The sequence below is a fragment of the Exiguobacterium sp. ZOR0005 genome (genome assembly GCF_000798975.1).
Taxonomy (GTDB): domain Bacteria; phylum Bacillota; class Bacilli; order Exiguobacteriales; family Exiguobacteriaceae; genus Exiguobacterium; species Exiguobacterium aurantiacum.
In genome coordinates this window covers 128018-143359 of sequence record NZ_JTLB01000024.1, presented here as the reverse complement: position 1 = coordinate 143359, position 15342 = coordinate 128018, and the positions used below count along the sequence as shown (strand labels likewise).

Sequence of the window (15342 nt, the reverse complement as noted above, 5' to 3'; positions counted from 1 at the left end):
GCCCGAACTCTTCAGTTGAAAAGTGTCAATCTTGGGACGGAATTCACAAAAAGTTATCACGTAACCGTTTACATTACATAAACTGAATCTTTATAGTTGTTCATCGGATTTAATTTTGCATACAATGGGGGTGGCAACGAGATATCAAAGCTTACTCAGGAGGCAGATAGAGATTATGAGTATGAACACGTATCCATATTTAATCAATGGACAATGGCAGGAATCTACATCAAACGAGACGATTGAACTCGTTTCACCTTATACAAACGAAGTCGTCGGTCACGTGCAAGCAATGTCACGCGATGAAGTCGACGAGGCGATTCACGGCGCCAAACGAGCACAACAAGAATGGGCAGCGCTTCCGGTCAACAAGCGCGCCGAACTTTTGTACACATGGGCCGATAAACTAGAAGAGCGTGTCGATGAGATTGGTCAGATCATCATGCGCGAAGTTGGGAAAAATTTGAGCGACGCAAAAAAAGAAGTCATCCGCACTGCTGAAATCATCCGCTACACGGCTGAAGAAGGTTTGCGCTTCACAGGCGGCTTCATGCAAGGGGATTCGTTCCCGGGCGGTTCGAAGAACAAGATGGCGATCATTAAAAAAGAGGCACTTGGTGTCGTACTCGCCATCTCCCCGTTCAACTATCCGGTCAACTTGGCGGCTGCCAAAATCGCACCGGCGCTCATCACAGGTAACGCGGTCGTCTTCAAACCGGCGACGCAAGGCGCGATCAGTGGTGTCAAAATGGTCGAGGCGCTCCAAGACGCCGGTCTTCCGAGCGGATTATTGAACCTCGTCACAGGACGCGGTTCGGTCATCGGTGACTATTTGACGTCGCATCCGGGCATCGACATGATCACGTTCACAGGCGGCACGGGCACGGGGCAACACTTGTCGCAACAGGCGTCGATGGTGCCGGTCGTCCTCGAACTCGGCGGAAAAGATCCGGCGCTCGTTTTAGAAGACGCGGACCTTACGCTCGCGGCTGATCAAATCATCAGCGGCGCGTTCTCGTACTCGGGACAACGTTGTACCGCAATTAAGCGCGTGTTCGTGCTCGAGCATCAAGCGGACGAACTCGTCGCCATGTTGAAAGAACGTGTCGAGAAGCTCACGGTCGGCTCACCGGTCGATAACAGCTTCATCGTCCCACTCATCGACAAGAAGTCGGCGGATTACGTCCAAGGACTGATCGATGACGCGGTCAACAAAAAAGCGACGGTCGTGCACGGCAACGAACGCGACGGTAACTTGCTTCATCCGACGCTCCTCGACCATGTCACGCGCGAGATGCGTGTCGCGTGGGAAGAGCCGTTCGGACCGGTGTTGCCGGTCATCCGTGTCAAGTCGCTCGATGAGATGATCGAATTGACGAACGAGTCCGAGTTCGGTCTCCAAGCGAGCGTGTTCACGCAAAACGTGAACAACGCCTTCACGGTCGCCGACAAGCTCGAAGTCGGAACGGTCCAAGTGAACGGCCGCACGGAGCGCGGACCAGACCACTTCCCGTTCATCGGCGTGAAACAGTCAGGTCTTGGTGTCCAAGGAATCGGGCGTAGCCTCGAGACGATGACGCGTGATAAAGTGACCGTCATCAACTTATAATCTGTTCGGAGAGGAGAAATCCTCTCCTTTTTTTGTGTCATTGAAATCCGTTCTTTCAGACAGGTATAATGAGTGAAGATAGGCGGAAGGGGTTGTGGGGACGTGGCGAACTGGATTTCAAGCCAATTGGCAAGAATTGATCTTCCGACACCGTTTGAGGTCGGGAACGTAAACGTATATATCGTCGAGCATATGAACCGCTTTTTCATGGTCGATTGTGGACCGGACACAGAGGAGGCATGGGCGTCGTTGAACGCGCAACTGCACGAACTCGAGTTGTCGCTCGAAGACATCGATTTCTTATTTTTGACACACCACCATGCGGACCACGCCGGTCAAGCTTGGCGATTGCGTGACGCCTCGATTCCGGTGTACGGCCATGAGAAGCTCGTCCGTTACTTGGAGCAGACACCGAACTTCATTAAACGAGGCAATCAATTTTTGCACGATTTGGCGCATTCGTTCGGCACGCCTGAGTCGATCGTCGCCAAATTGCCGGACTACCGAGAGGCGTTGCGTTGGATCGGGCCGACGACGGTGACGATGACGTTTGAAGACGGACAAGCCGTGACAGCGGACGGGGCGTGGAAAACGATTCATCTGCCTGGCCATGCGAGCGACCAACTCGGCCTCATCGGACCGGGAAACGTCCTCATCGCGGGAGATCATTTGATTGATGGCGTGGAACCGAACCCGCTCATCGAACAGCCGTATGAGGGAGAAGGGTTCGCCTCGCCGGTGTTGCTTTATATAGATTCGCTCAGGAAACTAAAGGCGCTCGACTTGAAGCTTGTCGTCAGCGGCCACGGCGACCCGATTTTACACCCGCACCCGCTCATCGATGACCGAATCGGACAGCGGTACGACCGCAGCGAGCAACTGCTCGACGACTGGGTCGACGGCTTGAGCGTATTTGACTGGTCGATGCGCTTGTATGGGCGCAAGATGCGCCGGGCGATGCCGCTCGTCTTCAGTGAAGTGTTCGCCCGTCTGACGTTACTCGAGGAACGGGGACACGTCGAACGCAGGCTCGTCGACCGGAAATGGACATACGAACGAAAAAAGGAAGTGGAATTGTGAAACATATCGTGATCACAGGTGCGTCAAGCGGCTTTGGTGCCGCTTTGGCGCACTCTTTTTATGAACGAGGTTACAAGTTGACGTTAGTGGCGCGAAGCGAGGGAAAGTTGCGGGAACTCGGGGCAACGTTATCGGCTGACTGGCTCGTCGCCGATGTCACGGTCGAAGCGGAGTCGCTCGTCGATCGTATCGAACGAGCTTTCGGCCCGATTGACGCATGGGTGAACAACGCCGGTGTCGGAGAGTTCGACCGGGTCGTCGACCAATCGACGGACGTCATCGAAGAGATGATGCGCTTGAACGCCGTCGCGCCGATGATTCTTTCGCGGGACTGTGCGAGACGGATGGGGAAAGGAGGGACGATTGTCAACGTCTGCTCACAGGCGGCGAAAGTTCCGACGCCGAAGTCGGCCGTCTACGCCGGCTCGAAAGCGGCGCTTCTTCAATTCTCGAACGCGCTACGGCTCGAGATGAAACCGAAAGGCGTCCACATTATGACGGTCAATCCCGGACCGATCGCGACGCCGTTCTTCGAGCGGGCCGATAAGAGCGGGCGTTACGAGCAAAGCGTCAAACGAATCATGCTTTCCCCTGAGCGCTTGGCCCGTCGCGTCGTCATGGCGTATGAGCGGTCAGAACGGGAAGTGAACGCCCCGTGGTGGATGAACCTCGGTGGAAAGGTGTACGCAATGTGCCCGGTCTGGTTCGAACGTCTCGCAAAACGGGGATTTGACAAAAAGTGAACACTTTTAGGGGGAATAGGGATGAAACGATTACGTACAGTCGGGCTCATGCTCATTTTGTTCTTAACTGCGTGCGGTGCGGAACGTTCAGAGGTCGCGGGCACGTTCGATGAGGCGGCCGTGGCCGCGGAAGGGACGACCGTCAATTTTTACTTATGGGGTGGTGACGAGGGCATCAACCGTTACTTGGATGAATACGTCGCTCCTCGCCTCGAGTCGACCCACGGCATCGAGTTGAACCGCGTGCCGATGGATACGGCCGAGTTCGTGCGGCAGCTGTCGCTCGACAAACAGGCTGACCGTGAACGCGGGACGATCGATTTGATGTGGATTAACGGAGACAACTTTCGTAACGCCGCCGAAGCGGACTTGTTGACGGGCGGTCTCCTCGAACGGATTCCGAACGCCTCATTGTTGAACGAGACGGCGCAAGCGACCGATGCCGGTACACCGACCGATGGCCTCGAGGTCGCCTGGGGGAACGTACAATTCGTCCTGCATTATGATGCGGACAACGTCAAAAATCCGCCCGAAACGTTTGAACAACTCCGTCGATGGACCGAGGAAAATCCGGGCCGTTTCACGTATCCTGAAGTGACGGACTTCACAGGCAACGCCTTTATCCGTCATCTGTTGTATGCGGAATATGGGGCGTCTTTACGTGACATGGAGACGATTCCCGATTCGTTTTGGGACGAGCTCGCCACTTGGTCACCGAACTTATGGAAGCAAGGTCAGACGTACCCGAAGTCGCTCGCTCAACTGGATCAGTTGTACGCGAACGGTGACGTGTGGATGACGATGGGCTTCAACGAACGCCGGGCCGAGGCGGAAGTGAACGCCGGCGTATTCCCGGAGAGCACGCGTGCGCTCGTGCTTGATCATTCCATCGCCTCGACGCACTTCCTTGCGGTGCCGTTCAACGCACCGAATCCGAATGGGGCCATCGTCGTCATTAACGAACTGCTTGCCCCGGAAGTCCAGCTCATGAAGCAACGGGACACATATTGGGGTGATGGGACGTCGCTCGACCTCGAGAAACTCGACGAAGGCGACCGGGAAGCCTTTTTATCGCTAGATGAAGGCCGCACGTATCCGGATCCGGAACGGCTGAGCGAACGTCAAGTCCCGGATTATGGACCGGACGTGATCGACCTCGTCCGAGAGGGGTGGACGCGTGTCGCGCGTTAACGTCTTTATTAGTCTCCTTGTCGCGCTACTGCCGCTCACGGCGATTTTGTTTTTATTCCGTGGGTCGGCCGGTACGGACATATGGGCCCTCACGCAAGATGAGGCGTGGCGCGCGAGTCTAGGCGTCACGCTCTACGTGACGCTCGTCTCGACGTTGTTATCGCTCGTGCTCGGGACGTTAGCGGCCCGTGCCGTGTACGTGACGGGTCATACGTGGCTCTTGACTTGGCTGAAGTGGCCGTTGTTCGTCCCGCATATCGCGGGAGCGTACTTGTTTTATTTATTGTTCGCCGGTGGTTTCCCGTTTTACGGACTGATTGAATCGAACGAGCGGCATCATCTCGTCGTCATCTTGACGTATATGTGGAAAGAAGTCCCGTTCGTCTTTCTCATGGTGCTCGGCACATACGCCCAGCTGAACACAGGCTATCGTGACATGGCGAAGACGCTCCAACTGAGTCGTTGGCGCCAGTTCGCCGTCGCGGAATGGCCGTTTCTGATGAAGCCGCTTCTAGACTCGTTTTGGATTTTGGTGGCGTTCATCTCGTTCGCCTACGAAGTGCCGGCGCTACTCGGGGTCACGTTTCCGAAACTCTTCGGCGTGCTCGCCTATGACCGGTTGACGACCGGATTGTTCTTGAACGAGAGCGAGGCGTATGCCGTCGCCCTTATCTGGACGCTCTTCTTGTTCATCGGCGTATTGATCTCGTACGCGTTGACGGCGAGGCACAGGCGTCGGATTGAGAGAGGGGTGAGGCGATGAAGCGTCTCTTTGTGCTTGTCCTCATCTTGTTGCCGTTCCTTGGATTGCTCACGACCGTGCCGACCTTGTTTTGGGACGATGCCATCGTCAACACGGTCGTCCACGTCATCGTGATCGCGAGTTTGAACGTGTGGCTTGCCATCGGGACGGCATGGTGGATCCTGTTCACACCATCCAAGTGGCGCACGTTCGTCGAATGGTTCATCTTTTTGCCGTTGTTCATCCCGGCGCTCGCGGGTACGTTCGGCATGTATATCGCGCTCGCGCGGTTCGGGCTCGTCGGTACAGACATCGGTGTCCTCATCGTGTTGCTCGTCGTGACGTTGCCGTATTCGATACGGCTCGCCTATAACGCGATGTATGTGATCGGTCGACCGATGTTCGAGCAGGCACTGTTTTTGCCGCCGCTCAGACGGTATCGCGTCGTCTTGTTCCCGCTTTTGAGCGGGACGATTCAGACGATTGTTCTCATGTCGACAGTGATCGTGCTCGGTCAGTTCGTCCTCGTCCAACTGATCGGGGCAGGACTCGTTCCGACCGTGACGACGAGGCTGTATCAAGTATATGCGGGAAATGATGTCTCGCTCGCGTTACAACATACGTGGCTCTTGATTTTGATTCCGGTTGTATTATATATCGCTATCGGCTGGGGCGTGCGCATGGGCGTGAAATTCGTGAAAGGACGGTTATGATGGGGTTACAATTGACGAACATTCAAAAGCGATTTAAACGACGTGACGTGTTGGCAGGCGTCGACTTTTTTGTTCAACAAGGTGAGATTCATGCCCTTGTCGGGACGAGCGGTTCCGGGAAATCGACATTGTTGCGCATCATCGCCGGTCTCGAGGCGCCGGATGCCGGTACCGTCACGTGGAACGGGGCGCCTCTTCTTGGTGTGCCGGCCCACGAACGGAAAATTACGATGCTGTCGCAGACACCGCTCTTGTTCCCGCATTTGACGGTCGGAGAGAACGTCTTGCTCGCGATCCCGGACCGCTCGCGAGAGCAGGCAGAGAAATGGCTCACGCGTGTCCGGCTCGCCGGTCGTTATGATGATGAGGTTCATACGTTGTCAGGTGGAGAGGGTCAACGGGCAAGCTTTGCCCGGGCGCTTGCCGCCGACCCTCGTCTGATTTTGCTCGATGAACCGTTCACGAACCTTGATCCCGATTTGAAGTATGAGCTGCAGCAGTTGATTCGTGATGTGGTGGGCGAGCTTGATTTGACGGCGCTGCTCGTGACACATGACCGAGAAGAGGCGATGCTCGTCGCGGACCGGGTCACGTTACTCGACAACGGGACCATTCATACGACCGGGACACCGCGGGAATTGAGTGAGACGGAACCGACGTTCGGTGACTTCATCGAACTAGAGGACGAAATCTATCCGTTGACGCAAATCGGCGTGTTTTCCGATGGGGGCGGGGAACGGGTGGAACTGACCCGTCAACTCATCAAGTTCGGTGTCCGGCTCGGCGAATACCGACGCCCGAACGGGGAGTACGTGATATTGCCGTCGGACGCTTCCCATAAGATTGGCCGAGCATACCCGTTACGGAAAAAATAAGGAGTGGTTTTATGTTAGATACGTATGGAAGCCGATTCGTCCGTCCCGTCGTCGAACGCGGGGCCGATCGGTTATTGAAATGGAAGTTCACGCCGAACGAGGTGACGTTGCTAGGCGGCATCGTCGGCGTGTCGGTCGGATTCTTCATCTATAACGACATGCATTGGACAGCCGTCATCTTGTTATGGTTGTCAGGACTATTCGACGTATTGGACGGGACGATGGCCCGGCGTTCCTCGAAGACAGGGTTCGGCACGGTGTTGGACCTCGTCGTGGACCGTCTCGTCGAGATCGCGGTCGTCATCGCGCTCGCTTTGCGCTACCCCGAGCATATGACCGTGTTCCTGTTGCTCCTCGCCTCGTTCATCGTGGCGATGACGGTGTTTTTGGCCGTCGGCGCGAGCAGTTCCCGCCGGTCTGAAAAGACGTTTTATTATCAACCCGGGGTGCTCGAACGGACCGAGTGCTTTATCTTGTTCAGTCTCATGATCTTATTCCCGAGCTTTGTCGGGGTCATTGCCACTATCTTTCTTATTCTTGAAGTGGTGACGATCACCCAACGGATGCTTGAAGCACGGCGGATCTTACGATGAAGCCGCGTCTCGTTCTCGTCGGTCTCGGGCATGGCCAGCTCGAACTGTTGGACCGGGTCGATGAGTTGCGAAAGTCGTATGACGTCACATACATCGGCGGGAATGACGCGATCTATACCGGCGCCTTCCCGCAAGTCATCGCCGGAGACGTGCTGCACGCGACCGTTCATTTAAGAGGGGACGTCGAACCGGTCGCTTCTCGTCTCGTGTCACTTGACCCGCTAAGACGTATCGTGCACACAGAGGCGGGCCAGGTGTCGTATGACGTGCTCGTTCTCGCGACGGGAGCGGTGAGCCGCGGAATCGGGATGGGCGTCAAACCGATGACGAAGGAAGGGTTGGCCCGAATCGATTCGAGCGAGGCCGTCACGATTGTCGGGGGCGGGAAGGCGGGCGTCGAGCTCGCTTTCGCCTGCATCCGCAAACAACGTCGCGTCACGCTCTACGCTTCCGACATCTTGCCGGGATTGTCGACCCGTGTGCAACAAACGATGCGACGGCGACTCGTGAAGAGCGGCGTCACGATTGTTTCGCGTAAATATGAAGAGTGCGCGTTTCATGACGGTCTCGTCCTTGATGCGTCAGGCGTCATCCCGGACGATTGGTGGCAAGCGGCTGGACTCGCAACAGCGGGCGCCTTCATTGAGACCGACCGTTATTTGAGACACGCTGACTATAAACAGATCTTCATCACCGGTGACATGGCCTCAAGGTTGAGCGGGGGCGTCGATGCAGTCCGGTCCGGGCGGCACGTCGCGAACTATCTGCTCGGAGACCGCCGGCCGTTCCGGGAACGGACGTCACTCAACATTTTACTGACGCTACCGGGGCAGGCTTTGTTGACGTACGGGAAGTGGACGTGGCACGGCCGTTTCCCGTACTATGTGAAACGGTGGATTGACAAGCGCTATTTGAAGCGGTTCGGCCCATGAAAAAAGACGGCCGCGGCCGTCTTGTCGTTCATGCGTTCAACGTGTCGAGGAACGAGCGGATTTGCATCTCTGTCTTGGCGTGTGCCGAGTGAAGGTGTTCTTGTTTCACACCGTCTTGATAGAAGAGCAACGACGGGATGCCGCGAACTTCTTGCGTGTCCGACAAGTCCGGTAATTCGTCGCGGTCGACGACGTACCAGTTGAACTGTGGATAATCTTTGACGAGCTCGTCGACATACATGTCGAGGCGGCGGCAATCCGGGCACCATGATGTCGTGAAGATGACCATTCCGTTATGTTGGATCGCTTCTTGGAATTGTTGATCTGATTGAATCGGTTTCATGAGAAATCTCCCCTTTCCATCTCATTGTCTGTGTCTTTCCGTCGTCCGTCAACCGATTGGCGTTCTCGGTCAATCATGAATATGTGATACACTTTAGAAAATAGAACGCAAGGGATAGGTGATGGTTATGGCGTTACGTCATGCACTACTCGGGTTGTTGACCCATCAGCCTGCGACCGGCTATGCCTTGAACGCGACGTTCAAAGCACAAATGATTCACTTTTGGCACGCCCATCATACACAGATTTATCGGGAGCTGTTGAAGATGGAAGACGAGGCGCTCGTCTCGTCCGAACATGTGACGCAACACGACTTGCCTGACAAAAAGATTTATTCAATCACCGAACGAGGTCGGCAAGAGTTGATTGACTGGCTTAGACAACCGACATCGTTCCAACCGAAGATGAAAGATGAGAATCTGCTCCGGGTGAGCTTGCTTCAACTGCTCCCGCTCGAAGAAGCGATCCGTTACGTCGAGGAGACGAAAGCCCATCACGAACAAGTCGCCCAGCAAATCCGTGCCTTTCAAGAAGCCCATCAATCGAAAGACGATACGCTCGGTTACTTGTTGACGAGCGAGTATGCCATTCGGATGATGGAGAACTATGCGGGTTGGGCCGACTGGGCCATCGAACAAATGAAGCAACGCGATAAACATGCGACCTGACGATCAGGTCGCATGTTTTGTGTAGGGATGTACCGGCAATCGTGCGAGCAAGTCGTCGAGCACATGCTCTTCGATTCGATGTCGGTCAGCGGCAATCGTCTCGTTCAACTGTTCGACAGACGATGCCCCTGGCAAGACGACGGCGCACGTTCGTCTCGCCGCGGCAAGCGCGTACGCTTGGATCGGCTTTGGCAACGTCGGCAACAGGTCGCGCAACTCGTCCTCGTTCCAAGACTCAAATCCTTTCTCACCCAAGCGTTCGGACCATTCTTCGGTCAACAGCCCTTTGGCGAGCGGACCGCGGCCGACGATCGGGACGTCGAGGTCGAGCGACTCGACGCGACGGTCTAACAGCGAGTAAGGCGTCATCAAGACGTCGAGCTCGCCGTGCTCGAGCCAATAGCGGATGACGTTCGGACGGATGGACGACAGACCAATTTGGCGGATGACGCCGCGCTGTTTCTGTTCACGCATAAACGCGATCGTCTCGTCGATATCATCTTCTATCGTACCGCCGTGGACGTAATAGAGGTCTAAATAGTCGGTCTGCAACCGTTCGAGCGAACCTGAGAGCGCTCGTTCCAGATAAGAAGCGCGGGGGTTCCAGCGCATCCCGTCGGACGTTATTTCGTTGCCGCCTTTACTCGTTAAAAACAGTTCTTCGCGACGAGAGGCGAACGTCGAACCGACGAGTTTCTCGACTTTGTATCGGTCATAGACGTCAGCGGTGTCGAAGTGACGAATCCCGGCGATATAGGCTGCTTCTAAAATCGCTTCCCCTTCCGTTTCACCATGTTTCAAGATGGACATCGTGCCAAGCCCTAGTTCTGCCATGAATAATTCCTCCTTGTTCCGTCTATTCATTTCACTCATAATCAAAGTATAAAGCAAAAAGTGAGGAGTATATACATATGGTCGAGAAAACGATTGAACGGGAAGTCATCTATGAAGGAAAAATCTTTAACGTCGAAAAGCATGTCGTCGAGCTCCAGAACGGCGGCACATCGGTCCGAGAACTGGTGTATCATAACGGTGCCGTCGCGGTGCTCGTCATTGATGAAGACGACCGCATCGTCCTCGTCGAGCAGTATCGAAAAGCGTTCGAGTCGATGTCGCTTGAAATCCCGGCCGGTAAACTTGAAGTCGGCGAAGAGCCGCTCGCGAGTGCGCACCGTGAGCTCGAGGAAGAGACCGGGTACAAGGCAGAGGCGCTCGAGAAAATCTTCTCATTTTACGGGGCGCCAGGTTTCTGTAGCGAACGCGTGGACGTGTTCGTCGCTCGCGGACTGACGGCCGGAAAGATGAACCTCGATGAGGATGAGTTCCTCCAAGTGGAACGATATACGTTCGCCGAGGCGGTCGACCTTCTCACGAGCGGCCGCATCACCGACGCGAAGACGATCATGGCGATCCAATGGTGGCAATTGTCTAAATTAAAATGATTCTAATCTAGGGTGCCATATGGTACACTTACATAGGAATCATTTTAATTTGATAATCGTGCCGAATTTCGGTATGCTTTGAATAGTGAATTATGCAAAGAGGGGGCGCCTTATGGAAACGCGAATTGAACGGATCAAACAGCAGTTGAGCGCCAAAGGATATAAACTGACACCGCAACGTGAATCGACGGTTCGAATTCTACTTGAGAACGAAACGGACCATTTGAGTGCGGAAAACGTCTTCATGCTCGTCAAAGGCATCGCACCAGAAATCGGTCTCGCGACCGTATATCGGACGCTCGAGTTGTTGACCGAGCTCGGTGTCGTCGACAAAGTCAACTTCGGTGACGGCGTCGCCCGTTTTGACCTCAGACCGGAAGGGGCGAACCATTCGCACCATCACCTCGTCTGTGTCGAGTGCGGATCGGTCGAGGAGATCATGGAAGATCTGCTCGTCGACGTAGAGAAAAAAGTCGAAAGCAAATATGAATTTTTAATTAAAGACCATCGCTTGACGTTCCACGGCATCTGTAAAGTGTGCCAAGCGAAAGGTGTCACGCTAGAAGGCCATAAAGCCGTCATCAATGGATGAACACAAACGACCAGCCGCTCACGAAGCGACTGGTCGTTTTTTAGTGCGACAAGTAACGGGCCAATACGGCGGCGGTGAACATGCCGGTGACACGGTCCATGAATGGCTCGGCGAGTGAAGCGGCATGGGCTTTCAAGTAATCGGGCTGCCCAGCGACGAGAATCTTATACACAGGGAAACGGATGGCGTCGGAGAGTCAAGGCTCTTCCCGCAATTGAAACCGGCCTCCTCTCGACTTAAACTCGACTCCTTAAATGGTCAGTTCGAGTTTGTTTTGTTCGGGGTCGAGCATGACGCTCTCATAGTAACCGTCGCCTGTCATGCGTGGTCCGTCGAGGAGCGGGTAGCCGTCCTCTTGTAGGCGGGCCGTGAGCGCCTCGACCGCTGCTTTGCTGCCGAGGCTGAAGGCGATATGCGTATAACCGAGCGTTTCACGTCCGCTTTCTTGGACATCGGTCCGATGCATCAGCTCGAGCCGGCATGCAGAGTCGGGGAACGTCAAGAAGTAGGAAGTGAATTGTTTCTGTTCATTTTTGTAACGATCATTTGACTTTGCCTCGAAATATGTCTCATAGAAGCGGCGCATCTGTTCGATGTCTTGTACCCATAGGGCGATGTGGTCAATTTTCATGGCGGTTCTCCAATCTCATGCGTGTGATGATTACCTGTATCCCGATCCATCATCCGGTATCGGATAGAAGGAATGAACGTATCGGATTCAGTGTAGCAAACTCTGCGAACAGCTGGAACGATTTGCTCATTTGAACGTTCAAAAATATCACTGAAGTTCGTCACAAAAATGCTTCAAAAAAATGAGGTCAGACGTCTTCACAACGGTTTACATAAGTGATATGATGTAAGCGTATTCAGGTGTAGCAAGGAAGGAGGGGAGTGTCATGCGTTCGCAAGTCGAGTCATTTTTACAGTATATGACCGTTGAAAAACGAATGTCATCGAACACGAGACAAGCCTATGCGAGCGATTTGACCCAATACTTATCGACGTTGACGCAACTCGGGGTGACCGATTGGAATGAAGTCACACGCGCCCATATCGTCAAACATATGGAAGAATTATCTCAGGCGGGTCGGGCCGCCTCGTCGCTGCGACGTGCTGTCAGCTCCATCCGCACGTTTCATCATTACTTGAAGATGACGAACGGGGCTTCGACGGACCCGGCGCTCTATCTTGAGACCCCGAAAGCGGAGCGGCAGTTGCCGGATACGTGGTCGCAAGAAGAAGTCGAGCGTTTGCTTGACAGCGTTCCGACGTCCGACCCGCTCGCACTTCGGGACCGGGCCATGCTCGAACTGCTCTACGGTACGGGTATGCGTGTCAGTGAACTTCTTGGACTCGATTTGGATGATTTACAGTTCGAATTGGGGTATCTACAGTGTGAAGGGAAAGGTGAGAGCGCTCGCATCATCCCGGTCTCGTCCGTCGCCCAAAGTTTTGTTGAGCGATACATCCAGCAAGCCCGTAACGGCATCGGCGGTCGTGAGACCGAGGCGCTGTTCTTGAACGGGCGCGGTGGCCGTCTCAGTCGCCAAGGGTTTTGGAAGATGATCAAACGGCGCGCGAAAGAAGCCGGCATTCAAAAAGAAATCACGCCGCATGTGCTCCGGCACTCGTTCGCGACGCACCTTCTTGAGAACGGTGCCGATTTGCGTGCCATTCAACAGATGCTTGGGCACGCTGACCTCTCCACGACCCAAGTTTACACCCATGTCAACAAGGCACGGCTCCATGATGTTTATCGCAAGCATCACCCTCGTGCGTAACCACTTTAAAGGAGGAACTTTTTGTGAAGAAATTTAAACGTATTTTTCTGGTCGTCATGGATTCGGTCGGGATTGGAGAAGCTCCAGATGCCGACCAGTTCGGTGATGTCGGTTCGGACACACTCGGTCATATTGCCCGCGAGCATGGCGGGTTGAATATGCCGCACATGGGACGACTCGGCCTCTCGAACATTAAACCGATTGCCGGGATCGAGCCGTCGGCCACACCGAGTGCTTACGGACGGATGGAAGAGATTTCGGCCGGGAAAGACACGATGACAGGACACTGGGAAATCATGGGCCTTCATATTGACACGCCGTTTCGCGTGTTCGAGGAGTTCCCGGATGATTTGATCAATCGACTCAAAGAGTTTAGCGGGCGTGACATTATCGGCAACAAGCCGGCGTCAGGTACGGAAATCTTGGATGAGCTCGGTGAAGAACATGTGAAGACAGGGGCACTCATCGTATACACGTCAGCTGACTCGGTGTTACAAATCGCCGCGCACGAAGAAGTCGTGCCGCTTGAAGAACTGTATCGCATCTGTGAATACGCCCGTGACATCACGCGTGAAGACCCGTACATGCTCGGTCGCATCATCGCTCGTCCGTTCCTCGGGACGCCTGGGGCTTGGGTCCGGACGTCTAACCGACATGACTATGCATTGAAGCCGTTCGGCAAGACGGTCATGAACACGCTCGAGACAGCCGGGAAAGACGTCATCGCCCTCGGCAAAATCAGCGACATTTACGACGGTGAAGGTGTGACGAAAGCCGTGCGCACGAAATCCAACATGGACGGGATGGACAAACTTGTGGAAGCCCTCGATGAGGATTTCGAAGGTCTATGTTTCTTGAACCTTGTCGACTTTGATGCGCTCTTCGGTCATCGCCGGGATCCGGAAGGTTACGCTGTCGCGCTCGAAGAGTACGATGCCCGTTTGCCGGAAGTGTTCGAGAAGTTGCGTGAAGACGATTTGCTCATCATCACCGCCGATCATGGAAACGACCCGACGCACCCAGGTACGGACCATACTCGTGAATACGTGCCGCTCGTCGTACACCATCAGGCGTCACAAGCGGTCGATCTCGGTATTCGCGGCACGTTCGCCGACATCGGCGCCACGGTCGCAGACAACTTTGACGTTGAGGCACCATCAATCGGAAATAGTTTCTTAAACGAAATTTGAGGAGGATTTACTCATGGTAAATTGGAACGAAACGAAAGCATTTTTACAGGAACGCATGAACGGAACACCAGAAATCGGCTTGATTCTCGGATCAGGTCTCGGTGTGCTCGCCGACGAGATTGAAAATCCGGTCGCCATCCCGTACGAAGACATCCCGCATTTCCCGGTGTCGACGGTCGAAGGCCACGCCGGTCAACTCGTGTTCGGTGACCTTGAAGGAAAACGCGTCGTCGCGATGCAAGGCCGTTTCCATTTCTATGAAGGCTATTCGATGGAACAAGTGACGTTCCCGGTCCGTGTCCTCAAATTGATTGGTGTTGAGACGCTCATCGTCACGAACGCTGCCGGTGCGTGTAACGAGTCGTTCAATCCGGGAGATCTCATGATTATCACAGATCATATCAACTTCTTCGGGACGAGTCCGCTCATTGGTAAGAACGCGAGTGAATTCGGGACACGGTTCCCTGACATGTCAGAAGCGTACGATAAAGAGCTCGTGGCTTTGACAGAGCGCGTCGCCTCAGACCTCGGCCTCTCGGTCCAAAAAGGAGTTTACTTCGGGAACACGGGTCCGACTTACGAGACGCCGGCCGAAGTGAAGATGGCTCGTCTTCTCGGCGGCGACGTCGTCGGGATGTCGACAGTTCCAGAAGTCATCGTCGCACGCCACTCTGATATGCGTGTCCTCGGTATTTCGTGTGTGTCGAATATGGCGGCCGGTATTTTGGATCAACCGCTCAACCACGAAGAAGTCATCGAGACGACGGAACGTGTCCGCCAAGACTTCTTGTCACTCGTACGTGGCACGATCAAGAGTATGTGACAACTTAACAATCCGTAGAAAACATA

At 54.5% G+C, this 15342-nt stretch carries 19 protein-coding genes; 15 read left to right on the top strand and 4 right to left on the bottom strand.

Annotated elements, in window-relative coordinates; all coding sequences use genetic code 11:
• Positions 1-172 precede the first annotated feature (172 nt).
• From L971_RS11265 to L971_RS11225, 9 genes are all read left to right on the top strand, one after another.
• Entirely contained in the window at positions 173-1609 is a 1437-nt protein-coding gene (locus L971_RS11265) for an NADP-dependent glyceraldehyde-3-phosphate dehydrogenase (RefSeq protein ID WP_047375908.1), read from the top strand.
• A 102-nt stretch (positions 1610-1711) separates the two neighbouring features.
• Complete coding sequence (locus L971_RS11260) at positions 1712-2689, top strand: MBL fold metallo-hydrolase (RefSeq protein WP_047375874.1); 978 nt, start codon at positions 1712-1714, stop codon at positions 2687-2689.
• Positions 2686-3432 carry an SDR family oxidoreductase gene (locus L971_RS11255; protein ID WP_024371569.1) on the top strand — a complete coding sequence of 249 codons (747 nt, stop codon included), beginning with the start codon at positions 2686-2688 and terminating at the stop codon, positions 3430-3432. The genes L971_RS11260 and L971_RS11255 overlap by 4 nt, the downstream gene beginning before the upstream one ends.
• Before the next feature lie 21 nt (positions 3433-3453).
• Positions 3454-4623, top strand: coding sequence for an ABC transporter substrate-binding protein (locus tag L971_RS11250; protein WP_047375872.1), 1170 nt, complete (start codon positions 3454-3456; stop codon positions 4621-4623).
• On the top strand, positions 4610-5386 hold the full coding sequence (locus L971_RS11245; protein WP_047375870.1) for an ABC transporter permease subunit: 777 nt from the start codon (positions 4610-4612) through the stop codon (positions 5384-5386). The genes L971_RS11250 and L971_RS11245 overlap by 14 nt, the downstream gene beginning before the upstream one ends.
• Positions 5383-6078 (top strand): ABC transporter permease, encoded by a 696-nt coding sequence (locus tag L971_RS11240; RefSeq protein ID WP_047375868.1) that lies wholly within the window; start codon positions 5383-5385, stop codon positions 6076-6078. The genes L971_RS11245 and L971_RS11240 overlap by 4 nt, the downstream gene beginning before the upstream one ends.
• Positions 6078-6953, top strand: a complete 876-nt coding sequence (locus L971_RS11235) for an ABC transporter ATP-binding protein (RefSeq protein WP_047375866.1) — start codon at positions 6078-6080, stop codon at positions 6951-6953. The genes L971_RS11240 and L971_RS11235 overlap by 1 nt, the downstream gene beginning before the upstream one ends.
• 11 nt (positions 6954-6964) lie before the next feature.
• On the top strand, positions 6965-7546 hold the full coding sequence (locus L971_RS11230) for a CDP-alcohol phosphatidyltransferase family protein (protein ID WP_024371574.1): 582 nt from the start codon (positions 6965-6967) through the stop codon (positions 7544-7546).
• Entirely contained in the window at positions 7543-8478 is a 936-nt protein-coding gene (locus tag L971_RS11225; protein WP_047375864.1) for an NAD(P)/FAD-dependent oxidoreductase, read from the top strand. The genes L971_RS11230 and L971_RS11225 overlap by 4 nt, the downstream gene beginning before the upstream one ends.
• A gap of 28 nt (positions 8479-8506) precedes the next feature.
• Here L971_RS11225 and L971_RS11220 read toward each other — a convergent pair whose 3' ends face one another.
• Positions 8507-8821: a thioredoxin family protein gene (locus tag L971_RS11220; protein WP_024371576.1), complete on the bottom strand. Its 315-nt coding sequence runs from the start codon at positions 8819-8821 to the stop codon at positions 8507-8509.
• Positions 8822-8948: 127 nt separating this feature from the next.
• On the opposite strand from L971_RS11220, the gene L971_RS11215 reads away from it, so the two are divergent.
• Positions 8949-9488 (top strand): PadR family transcriptional regulator, encoded by a 540-nt coding sequence (locus L971_RS11215; protein ID WP_024371577.1) that lies wholly within the window; start codon positions 8949-8951, stop codon positions 9486-9488.
• A 3-nt stretch (positions 9489-9491) separates the two neighbouring features.
• Here L971_RS11215 and L971_RS11210 read toward each other — a convergent pair whose 3' ends face one another.
• Positions 9492-10322, bottom strand: coding sequence for an aldo/keto reductase (locus tag L971_RS11210; RefSeq protein ID WP_231557597.1), 831 nt, complete (start codon positions 10320-10322; stop codon positions 9492-9494).
• Positions 10323-10399: 77 nt separating this feature from the next.
• Here L971_RS11210 and L971_RS11205 point away from each other — a divergent pair, with 77 nt between their 5' ends.
• Together L971_RS11205 and L971_RS11200 are read left to right on the top strand one after the other, a co-directional pair.
• Entirely contained in the window at positions 10400-10930 is a 531-nt protein-coding gene (locus L971_RS11205; protein ID WP_081648602.1) for an NUDIX domain-containing protein, read from the top strand.
• 112 nt (positions 10931-11042) lie between these two features.
• Complete coding sequence (locus tag L971_RS11200; RefSeq protein WP_024371580.1) at positions 11043-11522, top strand: Fur family transcriptional regulator; 480 nt, start codon at positions 11043-11045, stop codon at positions 11520-11522.
• Between the two features lie 40 nt (positions 11523-11562).
• Here L971_RS11200 and L971_RS15265 read toward each other — a convergent pair whose 3' ends face one another.
• Both L971_RS15265 and L971_RS11195 read right to left on the bottom strand, forming a co-directional pair.
• Positions 11563-11694 carry a hypothetical protein gene (locus L971_RS15265; RefSeq protein ID WP_255360791.1) on the bottom strand — a complete coding sequence of 44 codons (132 nt, stop codon included), beginning with the start codon at positions 11692-11694 and terminating at the stop codon, positions 11563-11565.
• A gap of 78 nt (positions 11695-11772) precedes the next feature.
• Positions 11773-12153 (bottom strand): VOC family protein, encoded by a 381-nt coding sequence (locus L971_RS11195; protein ID WP_024371581.1) that lies wholly within the window; start codon positions 12151-12153, stop codon positions 11773-11775.
• Between the two features lie 265 nt (positions 12154-12418).
• Between L971_RS11195 and xerD the strand changes: the two genes are divergently transcribed.
• Genes xerD through L971_RS11180 form a run of 3 tightly spaced genes read left to right on the top strand, consistent with a single transcriptional unit; the run spans position 12419 to position 15316 of the window.
• Positions 12419-13303: a site-specific tyrosine recombinase XerD gene (gene xerD / locus L971_RS11190; RefSeq protein WP_024371582.1), complete on the top strand. Its 885-nt coding sequence runs from the start codon at positions 12419-12421 to the stop codon at positions 13301-13303.
• A 23-nt stretch (positions 13304-13326) separates the two neighbouring features.
• Positions 13327-14493, top strand: coding sequence for a phosphopentomutase (deoB, locus tag L971_RS11185; protein ID WP_047375862.1), 1167 nt, complete (start codon positions 13327-13329; stop codon positions 14491-14493).
• Between the two features lie 13 nt (positions 14494-14506).
• The gene (locus L971_RS11180) at positions 14507-15316 is read left to right on the top strand and encodes a purine-nucleoside phosphorylase (RefSeq protein WP_024371584.1); all 810 of its coding nucleotides are present in this window, start codon (positions 14507-14509) and stop codon (positions 15314-15316) included.
• The last annotated feature ends 26 nt before the right edge of the window (positions 15317-15342 follow it).